The sequence below is a fragment of the Lysobacter sp. F6437 genome (genome assembly GCF_052547215.1).
Genome location: NZ_JBQWRB010000004.1, coordinates 269945 through 285197 on the forward strand (window position 1 = coordinate 269945; position 15253 = coordinate 285197).

Below are 15253 nucleotides of genomic sequence, written 5' to 3' on the forward strand. Positions count from 1 at the left end.
ACGTGTCTACGCCTTGCCGCCGGCCTCGATCATCTTCCAGCCGTTACCGGACGGGTCGCGGAATCCCGCATCCACCGTGCCGTAGCGTTCCACCGGCTCCTGCGTGAACTCGACACCGCAGGCGCTCAGGCGTCCGTGGGCCGCACGGCAGTCGCCCACCATCAGCACCAGCGGCGGCATCGCACCTTTCGCCACCATCCCGTCCAATGCCTGCGCGGTCGCCGGGTCGTGCACCGGCGCGCCCGGCTTGAACAGGCCGAGCTGGAATGACGGTTGCTCCGGGTGCTGCACCGTGAGCCACCGGTAGTCGCCGTTGCGCGCGTCCGTGTGGACGCGGAAGCCCAGCTTGTCGACATAGAACGCGAGCGCCTCATCCTGATCACGCACGTACAGACCAACCACACCAACACCAATATGCTGAGTCATGGAACCTCCGTTGTCTGGAGCGTCTTTATCCCATCCGCCTCGCGGCGCCGCTTCTCCGAAACTGCTGTCCTGAGGTCGGGCCGGTGGACGGCGCGTGCGATGCATTCGGGTGCGCGTTCCGCACCTGGGGCGGCGGGCCGTTCGCGGGCACGCAGCTGGCCGGGGCTCCCGCCGGTGACGTCGCGGAACACGCGGCCGAACGTGCCCAGGCTGTTCCAGCCGGTCCGGTAGGCGATCTCGGTCACAGGCAGGTCGGTGTCGCGCAACAACGCGATGGCCCGCTCGATCCGCCGCGTGAGCAGGTAGCGGTGCGGCGGCACGCCGAAGGCCTTGCTGAACTCCCGCGCGAAGTGCGCCTCCGAGACCGCACTCACCTGCGCCAGCCGCGGGACCGGCCACGCCTCATGGGGCGCGCCGTCGATGCGGTCCTTCGCGCGCAACAGGCGCCGCAGCAAGTCGGGGCTCTGGCTCATGGCGACGCGCCGCCCTCGCGCTGGCACCAGCGGCAATGGCAGCAATGCACCAGCGGAGCGCCGAGCATGCGGTAGCAAACCTGGCCGCAGGTGCAGCCGCCTTCGATCGGATAATCCATCGGATGCTCCTCGCCGGACGATGCGGCAAGGGTCGGGCAAACGGATGGCGTTTTCCACCCCGCGCCGGCAGTGGGCCACAAAATCCCGGGACGCTCGTGAGTAACGGCATATGCCGCGATCCGCGCCACCCGCGATGATGAACCGACTGATCGAAGGAGAAGCAAGCAATGACTGCAGCAGCCAACCGCACCGCACTGGCCGTACTCGCCGCCACCCTCGCCATTGCCCCGGCGATCAACACCGCCATGGCCGCCGAGCCCAAGCCATACACCACCGAGCAGTTGCAGAAGATCGTGGCCGACGAAGCACCGGTGACCACGGTCGAGTCGGTCGACCACGAACGCATCACTGCGCGCCGCATCGACCTGGTCGACGAGTCAGGCGTGATCCGCATGACCTTGGCCGCGCCCACGCCGCCGCCGATCATCGACGGACTGTCCTACCAGCGCGCCTTCCCGGTTGCCGGCATGGTGGTTTACGACCGCGAGGGCAGCGAGCGCGGCGGGTTCGGCGTGGCCGACCTCGCCAACGGCGGCACCGCGGCAGTGCTGGCGCTGGACCACGCCAACGTCGACGCCGTCGGCTGGCGGGTGATGCCCGACGGCGCGGTGGAGTTCGGCCTCAACGCCAAGCCGCCGCAACCGCGCGAACCCACGCTCGGCAATCGCGTGGTGCCGCACCCGGCCGTGCGCCGGATCGCGATGAACCTCGCCGCCGACGGCACGCCCTCGCTCAACCTGGCCGACACCGAAGGCCGGCCGCGCCTGCGCCTGACCGTGACCGAACAGGGTTACGGCGCGATCGAGTTCCTCGATGCCGACGGCAAGGTGGTACAGAGGCTGGCGCCGGAAGCCGCGGTCGGCGGCTGAGCGCCATCACCGGTTTCGGCCCCTCACCGTGGAGAGCTGCTGACATGTCGATGCACACCACCGCCGCACTGGCGGGCCTGCTGTTGCTGGGCGTCACCACCACCGCCACGGCCGCGCTTGGCTGCCCGCCGGATGGCTGGACCCGCGCGTCATTGCAGCAACTGAAAGACGCCGGGTTCGAGACGTTGCCCGCCACCCGCGCCAACACTCTCGCGCCAGCGCTGGTGGCCTGCCTGGCCGATCCCGACCCGGCCATGCGCGACGGTATCGCCTACGAGGCGCTATCGAGCTGGATGCGGGGCGGGCAGGTGACCACCGACACCGTGCGCGCGTTGCGGGAATCGCTGTACGCTCGGCTCGACGCGCCCGACCCGGACGGCTTCGGCCACCCATTCGCGGCGCTGGTGTTGGCCGAGGTCGCCCGCACCGATCGCATCGCCGCGTGGATGACGCCCGACGCCCGCGCCCGGATGGTCGAGCGCGCCGCGACCTACCTCGAAGGCGTCGATGACTATCGCGGTTTCCAGCCCGACCAGGGCTGGCGCCACGGCGTCGCCCACGGTGCCGACTGGCTGATGCAACTGAGCCTCAACCCGGCACTGGACGAGGCGCAGCGCCAGCGGATCCTCGATGCGGTGTCCCGGCAGGTCGTCCCCGACAGCCACGCCTACATTTTTGGCGAGCCCGACCGGCTGGCCGCACCGGTGCTGGTGCTCGCACGCGCAGGCATGCAGGACGAGGCCGGCTGGCGGGCGTGGCTGACAACGTTGGCGGCCCGCGTGGGCGAACCGGAATGGAAGGACGCGGGCTGGCTGGCGCGTCGCCACGACCTGCGCGCCTTCCTGCTGACCCTGCACGCCTCGGCCACGTTGTCCGAAGATCCCAAGCTCAAGACCCTGTTGCCCGGCACCGTCGCCGCGTTGCGCGCGATGCCCTGATACCGCCGTTAGCCAGCCATCTTCCCGAGCATGTGGTCGATCACTGCGCTGTGCTCGTGCTGCGGGCTGAAAAGCACGACCTCGGCGTCCTCGCCGACTTTGACCGTGTGACCCGGCGGCCAGTAGAACAAATCACCACCATTGACCGATTCGCTGCCGCCGTCGGCATAGGTGACGGTGAGCGCGCCCTGCAGCACGTAACCCCAGTGCGGGGACTGGCAAAGATCGTTCTCCAGGCCCTGCAGCAGCGGCGCAATATCGGTGCCGGCACCGAGAGAAAAGTACTCGCCGCTCATCGTGCCGTAGCCGGCGGCGTCGCCGAACCCGGTCTTCTGGCGGGCGATAGCGCCCGGTGCGTCGATCCTGACGGGGATGTCCTGTTTGGCAATGCGCATCGTGTTACCTCCGTTGTGGCGCGGAGCGAAAAGCGCGTTCCTCGCCTGTCCTGAGGTCAACGCAGATCGAAGGAGTGGCGGCCAAGCGCCCCGCGTCTGATCGTCGGGACAGTTGTTTTCTCCCTGGCAATGCACTACAACGTAACCTTGCAGTACAAGGTAACTATGTTCTACACGATCAAAGGGGCGTTACTTGGACGATCTGGATCACAAGTGGGATGTGCAATTCCGCAAGGGCACGCTGGAGATGACGATCCTCGCTTTGCTCAGCCACGAGCCCCGATACGGGCTGCAGATCCTCCAGAAGCTGCATGAGTTCGAAACCATGCAGATAACCGAGGGCACGCTCTATCCGCTGCTGGACCGGCTGAAACGCGATGGCCTGATCGACAGCTACTGGGTGCAGGAGGGCGACACCCGGCCGCGCAAGTACTACCGGCTGTCCGGTCCAGGGACCCGGAAGCTGGACGCGCTATCGGAACGCTGGCGGCGTTCTGTCGAGGACATCCAGGGCCTGCTCGAGCAGAGCGGCATCAGCGAACAAGGGGAGTACCGCAATGGCACGAAGTGAAGTAGTGCATCAGTACCTGTCGGATCTGGAGCGATACCTGTCCCGGCTGAGCGAAGCCCGCGCGCAGGAGATCGTCCAGGAAATCGAGAGCCACATCTACGACGCGATGGAGTTGCTGCAACCCGCGGCGGGCGAGGGCGGCGCGGAAGCGATCCTCGGCCGGCTGGGCACCCCGCGCGAACTCGCCGCCGGCTATATCGACCACCTCAACACCGGCGTTGCGCCCCCGCGCGGCCTGAAACCCCTGTCGCGCGTCAGGAAGGGCATCAGCAAGAGCTTCTATTACCTGGTGTGCTGCCTCGGCTATGGCACGGCGATCGCCCTGCTGGCCGCGGCCGCGTTGAAGCTCTTGAGCCCCGCATCGCTGGGGGTGTGGGTGGCCGAGCACGGCAATAGCGTGGTGGTGTCTTTCAGCCAGCATGACCCGCGGGCCAGCGAGTTGCCCGCCGCATGGCTGGTCCCGCTCGCCGCGTTGGCCGGGGCCGGGCTGCTGTATCTGACCCACCGGGTGGCGCGCATCCTGAAAATGCACGTCTGGAACATTGCCAACTAGGGGAAGGTGCCATGTCCGTTGTCCTTACCAACCTGAAGCACTTCGGCATCACCTTCCTCCTGCTGCTTGCCGCGGTGGTCGCTTTCGGCCTGTACATCGGTGCGGAGGCGCACCTGTTCGAGGACAGGCTGGCCTACGACCTGGATGGTGAAGTGCACGTTTTCCTTGAAGATGGCGCGACGGTCGCCCGCACCTTGAAGGGCAACAACGACGACGGCTTCAGGGTCGAGACTAGGGACCTGTCGGACCACTCCGGCGCGAAGGTCGACGTGGTCTTCCCGGTGGACGGCAGCCGGTTCGACGTCGGCATCGGGCACGGCATCGAAACGCCCGCGGCCATCCACGACGACGGCGAGCCGATCATCGCGGTCTCCGACATCGAGAGCGGGTTCGGCGCGTTCCGCGAGTTCCTCATCAACCACCGTGTTGCCGACCGGGACCTCAACTGGACCTTCGGCAAAGGCCACCTGGTGCTGGTGGGCGACTTCGTCGACCGCGGCGCGTCGACCACCCAGGTGCTGTGGGCGATCTACAAGCTCGAGCAGTCCGCCAGGCAGGCAGGCGGCCAGGTGCACTTCATCCTCGGCAACCACGAGATCAAGAGCCTGCAGGGCAACTACCAGTCGGCCAATGAAAAGTACTTCTACATCGCCGGCATGTTCGGGAAGCAGCAGTACCAGCTGTTCGACGACAACGCCCTGCTGGGCCGCTGGCTGGCGTCGAAGAACGTGCTGGAGATCATCAATGGCGTTGCGTTCGTCCATGGCGGACTGCACCCGGACATCGCGAAGTACGGGCTCCCGGTTGAAGAGATCAACCGCATCGTCCGGGCCGGATACCGGTCGCTGTACTACACGCCGGTGGAGGTCACGCGCGAGTCCTTCCTGCGCTCAAGCACCACCGGGCCGGCGTGGTACCGGGGCTACTTCAAGGATGACCTCTCGCAACAGGACGTGGAGCGGGGGCTGGCGGCGGTGGGTGCGCAGGCGGTGGTGGTGGGACACACCCTGCAGGGCAAGGTGCACGACATGTACGACAAGAAGGTCTTCGCCATCGATGTCAGGCACCCCAAGGACTACCTGACCAGCTTTCCGCTACGGGCCAGCGAGGGGCTCCTGGTCAAGGACGGTAAGTACTTCCGTCTGCTGGAGGACGGCGGGATCAAAGCCCTGTAAGCGGTACTGCCCGGTCGGCGGAGAATATTTCACCAAACGGTTGACTATTGCCTGGAGTGGCGTATATTCAACCACATGGTTGACCAATCTTCCCCCCGTCTCGACACCGTGTTCCAGGCCCTGTCCGACCCGACCCGGCGCGCGATGCTGCAGGCCCTGGCCGCCGGCCAGCGCACCGTCGGCGAACTCGCCGCGCCGTTCGACATCTCGCTGGCGGGCGCGTCCAAGCACATCCAGACGCTGGAACGCGCCGGCCTGATCCAGCGCGAGGTGCAAGGCCGCGTGCACACCTGCCGGCTCGACGCCCGACCGCTGCATGCGGGCGCGGAATGGCTGCGCCATTACGAACGGTTCTGGACCGACAAGCTCGATGCCCTGGAAGCCCTGCTCAAGGCCGAGGGCACCGCCAAACCATCCCCGCGGGACCCTGCCCGCAAAACCCGCACCCCACGGAGCAAGCCATGAACCAGATCACCACAATAGCCACGCCCGAAGCCGACTACGGCGTCGTCAGCGCACCCCAAACGGTGCGGATCGAGCGCCTGCTGCCGGGCCCGATCGAGCGCATCTGGTCCTACCTCACCGAAGGCGAACTGCGCCGCCAATGGCTGGCCGCCGGCGACATGCAGCTGGAAGAGGGCGCCTCGTTCGAGCTCGTCTGGCGCAACGACGAGCTGACCGACCCGCCGGGTCAACGCCCGGAAGGCTTCGGCGCGGAAAACCGTATGCGCAGCCGCATCACCGAACTCGACCCACCGCGCCGGCTCGCTTTCACCTGGGGCGAAGGCGGCGGCGACGTGACCTTCGACCTTGAGCCCAAGGGCGACCAGGTGCTGCTGACCGTGCTCCACCGCGGTATTTCCGACCGCGCCAACCTGCTGATGATTGGCGCCGGCTGGCACGTCCACCTCGACGTCCTGACCGCCCGTGCGAACGGCGAAACCCCGGGCGCCCGGGAAACCTTCTGGGACGGCTGGACGCGCCTGCGCGCCGAGTACGACCGCCGCATCCCGGCCTGAAGTTGGAGCCGGCCGCCCGCGAGGGGGCCGGCGAACCAGTGGTCGGTCAGCGAGCCAGATGGCGATGCCGCCGAGCTGAGCACCCGGCGCACGTGCGGGTGGCAGGGCCTGGTGTCCGGTTGGAGGAGCCCTTCAGCGGATGCAATGGCGCCTGTGTCCCGCGAATACGGGAACAAGAATCGGATGGAAGCCCGCAGGCGGCACGCCTAGATTCCCCGCATCAAATCAACGCAGGGAATTGGAAATGCAGGTACTCGCGGACAAGGTGGCCATCGTTACCGGGGCCAGTTCGGGGATCGGTCGCGCGACGGCCCGGCTGTTTGCCCGGGAGGGTGCCAAGGTCGTCGTGAGCGGGCGCCGCCAGGCCGAATTGGACACGCTGGTCGGTGAGATCGAGGCCGACGGAGGCGAGGCCATCGCGGTGACCGGTGATGTCCGCGACGAAGCCTTGGCGAAGGCGTTGGTCGATGCCGCGATTGAACGCTTCGGCGGCCTCGACATCGCCTTCAACAATGCCGGCGCCCTCGGCGCGATGGGATCGGTCGCCGATGTCTCGCTGGAAGGGTGGCGCGATACGCTCGACACCAACCTGACGAGCGCCTTCCTCGGCGCGAAGTACCAGGTGCCGGCGATGCTGGCGCGTGGTGGCGGCTCGATCGTTTTCACCTCGTCGTTCGTCGGCTCCACCGTGGGGTTCCCCGGGATGGCGGCCTACGCCGCGAGCAAGGCCGGGCTGACCGGATTGACCCAGGTCCTCGCCGCGGAGTTCGGTCCGCATGGCATCCGGGTCAATGCGGTACTACCGGGCGCCACGGATACGCCGTCGAACCACGCCAACGCGCCTGACGCGCCGGAAGGGACCCGCGGCTTCATCGAGAACCTACACGCGCTAAAACGCTTGGCGCGGCCCGAGGAGATCGCACAGTCCGTGCTTCACCTCGCTTCTGACGCATCGAGCTTCATCACTGGTGTCGCGTTGCTGGTCGACGGCGGGGTGTCCATCACCCGTACCTGAGTGATGAAGCGAGGAAGGGCCGCCGCTATCGGGGCGGCCTATTCGTTTTCGAAGGAGATCGCCGCGCGATAGCCGGAAATCTCCTTGGCGATGGTCTTCTTGCGATTGGGGGAATCTCCGGATCGCCGAGGAGCCCACGTTGTACCTACAAGTAGCTTGTCGTCGCGGGCGCAGCTTCCCAGCAATTCGCCCGACCGTCTTCGTACTGGATCTGGGCAGCAGAAAGCTCCAGGTCCGTAGCGCTATCAAGCGTCGCGATGTTCACCGCATGGAACGAACCATTGAACGGTTCGATCTGCAGGTATCCCTTACTGAAAGGACGAATCCCGCAGTGCTTGCAGAAGTAGTGGTGCACGTCGCCTTCCGGCCATTCGGACGGTGACGCTTGATAGTCGCTGAGCGAGTCCTCGCCCTGCAGCAACCGGAAGTCGCCCTGCAGCGCGAACGCCTTCCAGAAGCGGGACTTCCAGCAGAAGCTGCAATTGCACCGCCGGGTCCCGGCAGTCAAATCCAGGCTGCATTCGTACTTGATGGCGCCGCAGTGGCAGCTTCCCGAGTAGAGCTTCTTCATGGCATCCCCGCAGGTTTGGACTGCTGGGCCTCGCGCCAGGCCTTGTGATGCGCGACAAGTGCATTGGCGTGGCCATGACCGATCTTGTGCTCGGTCTTGAGGAAAGCCACCTGCTCCATGTGCTTCTTGCCCTGGACAGACTCAAGGACTTCGAGCCAGTGCGTCACCGGCTTCCCGTAACTTTTCTCGATGGACGGGAAGTACGAGGCGGGACCTTTGATTTTCGTAACCATAGTCATGAACGACCCTTGTTGTTGGATTGAGGCCGGCGACTGGCCACCTTGGCTGGCCTGGGCCGCTCCATCTGTCCGACGAACGAGCCGGCAGGAGATCGACAATTCTGGCTATGTCGTCGCAGGTTTCCCTGAGCCCAATTTAAGGCAGCATCAGGGTCCCATCCCGATGTGCGGTACCAGCACCAGCGGATCGCAGGCAGCATCCGTACAGCCGAAATAGCGCATGTCGTTGCCGTTGCTCCAATACCCCTTGGCTGCACCGTTGATCTGAAACTCCCACTGCCGTCCGTCTTCGACCAGATCGCCCGCGATCATGCAGCGCGAAGTCTCGTATTCATGGTGATAGACGCTCGCGTCCAGCTCCGTGCTGAGCGCGAAGAACGTTTCCGCCTGCGCCGCCGTAAGCGACCAGCGATCGCAGTCCCCCGGGAACCGGCCTGCATCCGAGGAGGACGGGTCCGGTGCCGCGGCGGACACGGACGTCACCTGCAGTCCGGAGGTGTCAGAAGAAGGGGGGCGGGAACCGGACTGGCACGCCGCCAGCGCCGTCATAAAGACCAGCGCCTTCGCCAGTTGTCTTGCGTGAAATCCTGTCGTGCTCATAGACGTCTGCATCCGTTAGCGAATATTGCTTCTGAAGTATCTGCACCAGTTGTGCAATGGACTCACTCTGCTCCGTGGTGGGTGGATCCCATTGCCGGGTGGCGGCCGCGTACATCGCGACAACCTCGATGCCGACGCTGTCCTCGTTCATCGGGAACCGCTCGGGGTACGGTTTCGCCTTGTCGTGGTCATGTACCGCTCGATAGGCCTCGCGTCGCTCCAGCGACTCGATGGTCGCCTGCTCCCGTGCATCGCAGGTTCCTTCCTCGTAACAGCGGGAGCGGATCGGACCGACGTGGTGCGTCTTCTCGAGCAGACTGGCCGTCTGATAGATCAAGCCGTCCTTGCCGATTAGGAAGTGCGTCCCGATTCCTCGTCGGAATGCATTGAGGGAACTGCGGGCCGTGCTGGAAACGGTCCGATGCATGACGATCGCCCGCGGCCCTTGCAAGCGACCATGCTCGAGCGCTGCGATCGGCTTGAATACGAAGCCCGCGTTCTGGACATAACCATGCTCATCCACGTAGACCGGAACGGGAACGGCCTTGCGTGCGGTATTCGAGGCCGGTGAGGTTATGGCCTGGCCAACGCGCAGGAACCTACCCATGAACTTGCTCCTCCTCCAGTTCCACATGGACGAGTTCAGGCGCTCGGGTCGCAGCCAGCGCGGTCGTCCCTTCGCTGTCAGTGATGCCTTCCACGACAGAGCCGTCCTCCCGGATCAGCCGATAGCGTCGGTTTCCCAAAGGCTTGCCGGTGAGCTCGGAGGTGAGGATGAAAGCCTCATCGAACGCCCCGTTGCTTGGCTCGGCCGTCAGGTTCGTGGCTACCCGACGACCCGCCGCGTCCACGCCAGGCGCATCGCTTGTCTGTCCGTCGAGAAACACGCGGAACTGCCGGCTCGCGATCAGCGTGTGGCCGCACGCCAGCTTGTCCCCGTGCCGCGCCACAGGCGGACCGTCCACGCTGAAGGTGGGATCGCCCGACGCAATCGGGAATACGCCGTTGCAACTGACACACGTCGCCTTGTCGCCAACGCGGGCCACCGGATGCCCGTCGATGTCGGTGAACGGCGAACCGCTGATGACTTGCCCGCCACCGGACGTGGCGTCGCCTACTACAACGATCAATTGCGACATCTCGACCTCCTTGTCTGTCGCTGATTGTGAGGCCGCCCCGATGGGCGGCCCTATGAGTTGCTGGATGAGCCGCTATTTTTCCAACTCGCTGGATACATATTCGATCAGTTCTCTGGTGTTTCTAGAGAACTCGGCCTCCAGATCGACGCCGCACTTGTTCGCAAGAACCATGATCGACCAGAGGCAGTCGGACAACTCATGACCGAGCTTCGCCTTGCAGTCGTCGATGTTTCGCACGCCCGCATTCGCCTGGATCAGCTTGGCCAAGTCGCCGACATCGCCCATGAAGCCGAGCGCGAGCTCCTGTGTGGTCCATTCGCGACCGTACAACTTGACCTCAAGCTGTTCGTAGAGTTGGTTGAGCCGTAACGCAGATTGTTCCAGGTCAGTAAAATTCATAGGTATATCCGCCATGCATCCGCTGAACGATGCAAGTTGAACTGACTATTAGTGGCCGGTCTTTTGACTAGGCGGGCCGCCGACGGTAGGTCCGCTTGAAGGAAGGGTAGGGCAGCACGTTCGTCACACCGACCACCAAACCCGAACCAATATGGCGAGCAGCGGCAGTAAGAGGAGAAGCGCACCAGTGGACGTAGCCCAGCCCTCAAACCAATTGAAGGACGGCTGCCAGCTCGGCCACGTGAACCACTGGCCCGCGCGCACTACATGCACTGCGGCGCCCAGCACCAGAAGCACGCCGCCGACGCCACAAAGCCACAACGAGGGTGGAGCAACAACCAGGAGAATGCAGGTCGCGGCCCCTAGAACAAGCAGCCAGCGGCGAATGCCGGAGTTACGGAGTGTGAAATAGTCACGGGATTCCATGCTGCCTATCGCCTGAGTTAAGCCGACTTGCGTGGCGGAGCCAACAACATGCCAAGCTTTTCCTGCCATGTTGTTGCTGGAGCGAAGCACGTTCGGCTTGAACGAATTGTTAGACCGCGCTCATGTGAGTCGCTGCCGTTCTTTAGAATCCTTTACTGCAATTAAGTGATTTCGAAAGGCAGGATGTACTTCCCAGCGGGCGGCTTGGAGATTATTCCAGTTACTCTCTCTGACAAAACTTGATTCTTCTGAATAATTCAAGTGTTTGAATTTTCTAGCTGCAGTTGAATCTGGAAGTCTCGGGTTAATAAAGCCAAACTCGTGAAGTAGGGCCAACAGTTTGATGGCATCGCTGTCGCTCTGGGGTTGTAGTGCTACTCCTCTTAACATGATCGAGGCGCTGCCCGGCACTTTTCCGAGGTGCTCGCGTAACCGCTCGAACGGCATTTCAAATGGTACAAAAGCAAACGAATCAATTATCGTTTTTATAGCATTACAGTCGAGCGAGTACTCAGCGACAACGTCATCAACTCGTTCGTTTGAATAGAGAGACATTGCCTTGTTTGCGTCTTTATCTCCGATTTTACTATGATGATCGTTGTTCGCAGTTTCGATCATGCTTTTTATAAGCTGGAGTGCGTCGCGAGGGCGTTCTCGTGAAGATTTTGCGATAAAGTCAGGCCATGACCGAGTCTGATTGGATGTGGGTAACAGAACTTCCTTGTTCTCAAAAAAATTTTCATAGGGCCTTTCTCTCTGAGCAAAACAATCGCCAGAAGCCCTGACCAATCGTTTCTCTACGATATGTTGAATGTGTTCATCACTAGTGTTAAGGGCCATGACTAGGGGGCGAATATGATCAAACTGATCACGCTGCGCCGAGTTCTCGTGAATAAGTCTTGCCCAGACACTTGATCGCAGCGTCACAATGGGGCGAACGTTATTGCACAACATTGCGACCTTTCGGGCGGCGAGAATCAGAGCCCATATCTTATTAAGCTGTTCGGGTTCGTTTGGGCGTGCTATCTGGTCTGTGTCATCAATTAGTAAATACATCAACTTTGACGTCTGTTGAAGGAGTTGCGTGTTGAGTGCACCAATTAGCTTAGACGCCGCATTTTTCCCAGCAAGCTCCTTGGCTAATTCCTTGCCATTTACGCTGCCGGCAGGAATCGCGATCGCGGACAAAAGTTCTAATGATTTTGTGACGAAATCCTCGCGGGAGAGACCTTTCCCGCGAGCTTCATTGTAGAGACGAGCCGCATCTCCCCTTAACGGGGTCTTTGAATTAATTTGTGAACCGACTAGAGCGCACACCGATCTCAAAAGCTTCTCAAAGTAAAAAGCCTTTAGCGTACTCATGTCTAACGATTGCGGCTGACCTGTATCCACGAGATCGTCGGGCCGCAAAAGAAGCGAGGGAATTTTCTGCCTAGTGCTCGACTTGTGAATCCACTCCACAATTGCAGACTTGCCCGTTCCCTTGTTGCCTACGAGCACCCTCATACTTCCCGGTTCAACCGCACAGAAATCGCTAAGTTGATCAGATGAGACAAACACGTCAGCTAAGAAGCGGCTATCGCCCTCAGTAGTGCCAGATCGTACGTAAGGCATCAGCTTTGACAAGTAGTTCATTTGTACTCTCTACGAATAAATTAGTCGGTGGCCTAACGCCTGAGTTAAGCCGATTTGCGTAGTGGAGGCAAAGGTATGGCAAGCTTTTTCTGCCATACCTTTGCCGTAACGCAAGTTCGGCTTGAACGAATTGTTATGTTTCACCGACGCTTCCTCTCCGTGCGTTTTGCAATCTCCGGCAAATTCTCCGACGGCGAAATGACAGTGCGGACATCAGCCTTATCCGAAAGGTGCTTGTGGGCAAGGCTGGCCAGAGTTTCGCCTGTGGCTTGACTCTCTTCAATGAGGCGCATCAAATCCTCGCCAGGAATAGGCTGCCCGTTCTTACCGGTCAGAACAGTCTGGAAGCGAAATGTTGCCTCCGTCTCACTGGCGGTTTCTGTCTCTTGTATGAGCATGCTGGGATCTACTTCGGCTGCAGTTTGGATCCCGGCACCACCGGGACCAAAGTTGTGTTTAAAAAGATCAGGCATGGACATGCTTAAGTCAATGTGAAACAAATCCTGTTCGGACAAAGGGATGTGGAAATCACCAAAATTAATAAAGGGCCGCCCATCAACTCGCATTTGGAAGTGATAGTGCGGGAAGTCTGTCTGGCTGCCGTTGTGACCGGCGTAATCGTTTTTAGAACAATCGAAAGTCCACTCGATGTTCTTCCACTTGACCGTGTACTCAAATAGCTTTCTATCTGCCTTGCCGGACTCAAGGTCATTGATAGCGCCCAGAAATTTCTCTTGATTGGCGCACCAGCGAGCGAAGGCGGCGATCTGAGTATAGCCAAAGATTGGAAATAGCAGAGGGAAGTCGTTCTTCCTGAACTTGCACTGGCGCAGTATCCAGTGGACACAAGGTTGAGCGCGGCTGATTGTCTTGAAGGGCTTGCCGCATAGATAGCATTCGCCATCTGCGTAGCTTGCTACGAACTTATCGTGTTGTTCCTCAGAACGAGAGTCGTTTTGCTCGTTCCAATAGTCCATCTCTTCTTGAGTCTGGGACTCAAGAAAGGAGCGCATTTCTTCTGGATTGACCCTGCGTGTTGATGTCATGTGCGAAATATAACACCTGAGTTAAGCCGCGCCGCGAGGCGGCGTCGGCTTGGATGAATTATTAGTGCGCATCCGTGTTGCCTGCGAACCAGATAACTTCCCCGTCTTCACGCAGCACAGCGCGAAACTCTCCCTTGCTGAGCTCGCTCAGGCAGACCGCTTCCACACTCATCAGGGAGATCGCCGAATTGATCTCTTCTTCTGTCAGCCCGCCGCGAGGTGGAGCTTTGATGTAATCCAGAGCGCGCGCGGCCAAGTGACGCAAGCTGACCGTGCCGAACTGCTTCAAAAAGTCGTTATAGGTGGCGCGAAAGCCATCCTTAATGGGCCAGAGCTCCCGGATGCAGAGCAACTCAACTTGGTCTTCCGGCCGCTCAGAGGAGAGGCCGAAAATCATAACCATGAAGTCCGATACGGTGAGGTTCCTTTCCTGGTCCTTGGACTGGTTGCGAGGAACTGGAACCGAGAGAACACCCGGCGGAATGGTGAGCGCCTTTAGCGACGCAAGTATCTCCTGCCGAAGCTCGGACAAATCGCTCTTGGAGGCAGTGCTAGAGACCGCGTCACGCACTTCCTGCAGGATTGACGCGTCCGGGGCGTAACGCTTCTCGCAGATCTCGTACCAGAGATCGCGAGCTTCTCGAATGAACTTTCGTTTGGTGGGGTTCGCCCCATATGTCTCGTGGCAAGACGGACAGAGCGGTGCCGCGTTCTCAGCAGTATCCGGGCCGCGCTCAGCTTGCGGAAGAATGTGGTGTATTTCAACGCCGATTGCTTTGCACAGGCAGCACTGGAAGTGAGCCTTGCGCTTTACCTCTTTCGTCACGCTTTCCGGAAACGCCATATGCGCCCTAACGCCTGAGTTAAGCCGACTTGCGTAGTGGAGCCAAACACATGGCAAGCTTTTTCTGCCATGTGCTTGGTGTAACGAAGCAAGTTCGGCTTGAACGAATTGTTAGATGCCGCTCCTTAGTTGTGCCAGTTGCGGCTGAAGTCTTCGGGCCTCATCGGTGCCATCACAGATGCCAGTAACGAGCATATTGCGATCATTGAGGTGCTTGGCGAAAACGAGATACGCCTGACCGGTGGTGAAAAACACGCCGCAATCTCCACCGCCTAAGCCGGTAGTTATCATGAGCTCGTTAACGGCCCCACCTTTGAAGTTCTCCATAACTTCGAGCGTGACTTCTCGGCGGAAAACATAACGATAGTCTCGACGCCAATCTCTTCCAAGGACTTCGCCAAGTTCCGCAATGCGCCCCTCGATCCACAAAACAAAGTCCGAGGGTTGGTGAGTTTGAACTGAAGTTACCTTGCCTAGAAAGACTCGGTCGCTGCGCTTAGCAGCTTCCTTTGCTGGTGGAGGCGGAGGGCAACTGCAAGCATGAGCAGCATACGGGGCCAGGGCAAGCACCGCTGTTAGAACCATCAGTTTGCTAGAACGTGTCATAGGCATCTAACGCCTGAGTTAAGCCGACTTGCGTAGCGGAGCCAACAACATGGCAAGCTTTTCCTGCCATGTTGTTGGTGTAGCGAAGCAAGTTCGGCTTGAACGAATTGTTAGACCTCGGGAATTGCCAAACTAAGTGCGACAACCCGCGCCCAAAGAACAAGAGAGGTGAGCTGGCAGACTGGATGGGTCTC

The 15253-nt window shown here is 61.1% G+C and carries 23 protein-coding genes; 8 read left to right on the forward strand and 15 right to left on the reverse strand.

The window, feature by feature from the left end:
• Positions 1-6: 6 nt before the first annotated feature.
• The 3 genes from ACT9F5_RS12995 to ACT9F5_RS13005 are packed head-to-tail and all read right to left on the reverse strand — an operon-like array spanning position 7 to position 1018.
• Positions 7-426: a VOC family protein gene (locus ACT9F5_RS12995; RefSeq protein ID WP_445120373.1), complete on the reverse strand. Its 420-nt coding sequence runs from the start codon at positions 424-426 to the stop codon at positions 7-9.
• Entirely contained in the window at positions 423-899 is a 477-nt protein-coding gene (locus ACT9F5_RS13000) for a helix-turn-helix domain-containing protein (protein ID WP_445120374.1), read from the reverse strand. The genes ACT9F5_RS12995 and ACT9F5_RS13000 overlap by 4 nt, the downstream gene beginning before the upstream one ends.
• Positions 896-1018, reverse strand: a complete 123-nt coding sequence (locus tag ACT9F5_RS13005; RefSeq protein ID WP_445120375.1) for a GFA family protein — start codon at positions 1016-1018, stop codon at positions 896-898. The genes ACT9F5_RS13000 and ACT9F5_RS13005 overlap by 4 nt, the downstream gene beginning before the upstream one ends.
• A 168-nt stretch (positions 1019-1186) precedes the next feature.
• On the opposite strand from ACT9F5_RS13005, the gene ACT9F5_RS13010 reads away from it, so the two are divergent.
• Together ACT9F5_RS13010 and ACT9F5_RS13015 are read left to right on the forward strand one after the other, a co-directional pair.
• Positions 1187-1888, forward strand: coding sequence for a hypothetical protein (locus ACT9F5_RS13010; protein WP_445120376.1), 702 nt, complete (start codon positions 1187-1189; stop codon positions 1886-1888).
• A gap of 44 nt (positions 1889-1932) precedes the next feature.
• Positions 1933-2826, forward strand: coding sequence for a DUF2785 domain-containing protein (locus ACT9F5_RS13015; protein WP_445120377.1), 894 nt, complete (start codon positions 1933-1935; stop codon positions 2824-2826).
• An 8-nt stretch (positions 2827-2834) separates the two neighbouring features.
• Here ACT9F5_RS13015 and ACT9F5_RS13020 read toward each other — a convergent pair whose 3' ends face one another.
• Positions 2835-3221, reverse strand: coding sequence for a hypothetical protein (locus tag ACT9F5_RS13020; protein ID WP_445120378.1), 387 nt, complete (start codon positions 3219-3221; stop codon positions 2835-2837).
• Positions 3222-3414: 193 nt separating this feature from the next.
• On the opposite strand from ACT9F5_RS13020, the gene ACT9F5_RS13025 reads away from it, so the two are divergent.
• From ACT9F5_RS13025 to ACT9F5_RS13050, 6 genes are all read left to right on the forward strand, one after another.
• Positions 3415-3792, forward strand: coding sequence for a helix-turn-helix transcriptional regulator (locus ACT9F5_RS13025; protein WP_445120379.1), 378 nt, complete (start codon positions 3415-3417; stop codon positions 3790-3792).
• Positions 3779-4345, forward strand: a complete 567-nt coding sequence (locus tag ACT9F5_RS13030) for an HAAS signaling domain-containing protein (protein WP_445120380.1) — start codon at positions 3779-3781, stop codon at positions 4343-4345. The genes ACT9F5_RS13025 and ACT9F5_RS13030 overlap by 14 nt, the downstream gene beginning before the upstream one ends.
• A gap of 11 nt (positions 4346-4356) precedes the next feature.
• Complete coding sequence (locus ACT9F5_RS13035) at positions 4357-5520, forward strand: metallophosphoesterase (RefSeq protein ID WP_445120381.1); 1164 nt, start codon at positions 4357-4359, stop codon at positions 5518-5520.
• Between the two features lie 75 nt (positions 5521-5595).
• A complete protein-coding gene (locus ACT9F5_RS13040; RefSeq protein ID WP_445120382.1) occupies positions 5596-5985 on the forward strand; it encodes a metalloregulator ArsR/SmtB family transcription factor in 390 nt (129 codons plus the stop codon).
• A complete protein-coding gene (locus tag ACT9F5_RS13045) occupies positions 5982-6539 on the forward strand; it encodes an SRPBCC domain-containing protein (protein WP_445120383.1) in 558 nt (185 codons plus the stop codon). Before ACT9F5_RS13040 ends, ACT9F5_RS13045 begins: the two co-directional genes overlap by 4 nt.
• 244 nt (positions 6540-6783) lie before the next feature.
• Positions 6784-7554, forward strand: coding sequence for an SDR family oxidoreductase (locus ACT9F5_RS13050; RefSeq protein ID WP_445120384.1), 771 nt, complete (start codon positions 6784-6786; stop codon positions 7552-7554).
• Between the two features lie 145 nt (positions 7555-7699).
• On the opposite strand, the gene ACT9F5_RS13055 is transcribed toward ACT9F5_RS13050, so the two are convergent.
• The 11 genes from ACT9F5_RS13055 to ACT9F5_RS13105 all read right to left on the reverse strand — a co-directional run.
• A complete protein-coding gene (locus tag ACT9F5_RS13055) occupies positions 7700-8125 on the reverse strand; it encodes a GFA family protein (RefSeq protein WP_445120385.1) in 426 nt (141 codons plus the stop codon).
• The gene (locus ACT9F5_RS13060; RefSeq protein ID WP_445120386.1) at positions 8122-8364 is read right to left on the reverse strand and encodes a DUF4287 domain-containing protein; all 243 of its coding nucleotides are present in this window, start codon (positions 8362-8364) and stop codon (positions 8122-8124) included. Before ACT9F5_RS13060 ends, ACT9F5_RS13055 begins: the two co-directional genes overlap by 4 nt.
• 147 nt (positions 8365-8511) lie before the next feature.
• A complete protein-coding gene (locus ACT9F5_RS13065) occupies positions 8512-8838 on the reverse strand; it encodes a hypothetical protein (protein WP_445120387.1) in 327 nt (108 codons plus the stop codon).
• Between the two features lie 25 nt (positions 8839-8863).
• Positions 8864-9571 (reverse strand): N-acetylmuramoyl-L-alanine amidase, encoded by a 708-nt coding sequence (locus tag ACT9F5_RS13070; protein ID WP_445120388.1) that lies wholly within the window; start codon positions 9569-9571, stop codon positions 8864-8866.
• Entirely contained in the window at positions 9564-10103 is a 540-nt protein-coding gene (locus ACT9F5_RS13075) for a PAAR domain-containing protein (protein ID WP_445120389.1), read from the reverse strand. Before ACT9F5_RS13075 ends, ACT9F5_RS13070 begins: the two co-directional genes overlap by 8 nt.
• Before the next feature lie 72 nt (positions 10104-10175).
• On the reverse strand, positions 10176-10502 hold the full coding sequence (locus ACT9F5_RS13080) for a nucleotide pyrophosphohydrolase (RefSeq protein WP_445120390.1): 327 nt from the start codon (positions 10500-10502) through the stop codon (positions 10176-10178).
• 546 nt (positions 10503-11048) lie between these two features.
• Positions 11049-12563, reverse strand: a complete 1515-nt coding sequence (locus ACT9F5_RS13085; protein WP_445120391.1) for a P-loop ATPase, Sll1717 family — start codon at positions 12561-12563, stop codon at positions 11049-11051.
• Between the two features lie 140 nt (positions 12564-12703).
• Positions 12704-13609, reverse strand: a complete 906-nt coding sequence (locus tag ACT9F5_RS13090) for a hypothetical protein (protein WP_445120392.1) — start codon at positions 13607-13609, stop codon at positions 12704-12706.
• Positions 13610-13670: 61 nt separating this feature from the next.
• Entirely contained in the window at positions 13671-14453 is a 783-nt protein-coding gene (locus ACT9F5_RS13095; protein WP_445120393.1) for an HNH endonuclease, read from the reverse strand.
• 111 nt (positions 14454-14564) lie between these two features.
• On the reverse strand, positions 14565-15059 hold the full coding sequence (locus ACT9F5_RS13100; protein ID WP_445120394.1) for a hypothetical protein: 495 nt from the start codon (positions 15057-15059) through the stop codon (positions 14565-14567).
• The coding region (locus ACT9F5_RS13105) for a hypothetical protein (RefSeq protein ID WP_445120395.1) at positions 15046-15253 on the reverse strand (208 nt) is incomplete at its 5' end. The genes ACT9F5_RS13105 and ACT9F5_RS13100, both read right to left, overlap by 14 nt.

What these genes read in the sequence shown, in the direction of transcription:
- ACT9F5_RS13080 (WP_445120390.1), bottom strand. Translation starts at nt 10,502, where the DNA reads ATGAATTTTACTGACCTGGAACAATCTGCGTTACGGCTCAACCAACTC.
- ACT9F5_RS13050 (WP_445120384.1), top strand. Translation starts at nt 6,784, where the DNA reads ATGCAGGTACTCGCGGACAAGGTGGCCATCGTTACCGGGGCCAGTTCG.
- ACT9F5_RS13035 (WP_445120381.1), top strand. Translation starts at nt 4,357, where the DNA reads ATGTCCGTTGTCCTTACCAACCTGAAGCACTTCGGCATCACCTTCCTC.
- ACT9F5_RS13060 (WP_445120386.1), bottom strand. Translation starts at nt 8,364, where the DNA reads ATGACTATGGTTACGAAAATCAAAGGTCCCGCCTCGTACTTCCCGTCC.
- ACT9F5_RS13100 (WP_445120394.1), bottom strand. Translation starts at nt 15,059, where the DNA reads ATGACACGTTCTAGCAAACTGATGGTTCTAACAGCGGTGCTTGCCCTG.
- ACT9F5_RS13000 (WP_445120374.1), bottom strand. Translation starts at nt 899, where the DNA reads ATGAGCCAGAGCCCCGACTTGCTGCGGCGCCTGTTGCGCGCGAAGGAC.
- ACT9F5_RS13030 (WP_445120380.1), top strand. Translation starts at nt 3,779, where the DNA reads ATGGCACGAAGTGAAGTAGTGCATCAGTACCTGTCGGATCTGGAGCGA.
- ACT9F5_RS13010 (WP_445120376.1), top strand. Translation starts at nt 1,187, where the DNA reads ATGACTGCAGCAGCCAACCGCACCGCACTGGCCGTACTCGCCGCCACC.
- ACT9F5_RS13075 (WP_445120389.1), bottom strand. Translation starts at nt 10,103, where the DNA reads ATGTCGCAATTGATCGTTGTAGTAGGCGACGCCACGTCCGGTGGCGGG.
- ACT9F5_RS13055 (WP_445120385.1), bottom strand. Translation starts at nt 8,125, where the DNA reads ATGAAGAAGCTCTACTCGGGAAGCTGCCACTGCGGCGCCATCAAGTAC.
- ACT9F5_RS13040 (WP_445120382.1), top strand. Translation starts at nt 5,596, where the DNA reads ATGGTTGACCAATCTTCCCCCCGTCTCGACACCGTGTTCCAGGCCCTG.
- ACT9F5_RS13015 (WP_445120377.1), top strand. Translation starts at nt 1,933, where the DNA reads ATGTCGATGCACACCACCGCCGCACTGGCGGGCCTGCTGTTGCTGGGC.
- ACT9F5_RS13020 (WP_445120378.1), bottom strand. Translation starts at nt 3,221, where the DNA reads ATGCGCATTGCCAAACAGGACATCCCCGTCAGGATCGACGCACCGGGC.
- ACT9F5_RS13045 (WP_445120383.1), top strand. Translation starts at nt 5,982, where the DNA reads ATGAACCAGATCACCACAATAGCCACGCCCGAAGCCGACTACGGCGTC.
- ACT9F5_RS13095 (WP_445120393.1), bottom strand. Translation starts at nt 14,453, where the DNA reads ATGGCGTTTCCGGAAAGCGTGACGAAAGAGGTAAAGCGCAAGGCTCAC.
- ACT9F5_RS12995 (WP_445120373.1), bottom strand. Translation starts at nt 426, where the DNA reads ATGACTCAGCATATTGGTGTTGGTGTGGTTGGTCTGTACGTGCGTGAT.
- ACT9F5_RS13070 (WP_445120388.1), bottom strand. Translation starts at nt 9,571, where the DNA reads ATGGGTAGGTTCCTGCGCGTTGGCCAGGCCATAACCTCACCGGCCTCG.
- ACT9F5_RS13005 (WP_445120375.1), bottom strand. Translation starts at nt 1,018, where the DNA reads ATGGATTATCCGATCGAAGGCGGCTGCACCTGCGGCCAGGTTTGCTAC.
- ACT9F5_RS13085 (WP_445120391.1), bottom strand. Translation starts at nt 12,563, where the DNA reads ATGAACTACTTGTCAAAGCTGATGCCTTACGTACGATCTGGCACTACT.
- ACT9F5_RS13090 (WP_445120392.1), bottom strand. Translation starts at nt 13,609, where the DNA reads ATGACATCAACACGCAGGGTCAATCCAGAAGAAATGCGCTCCTTTCTT.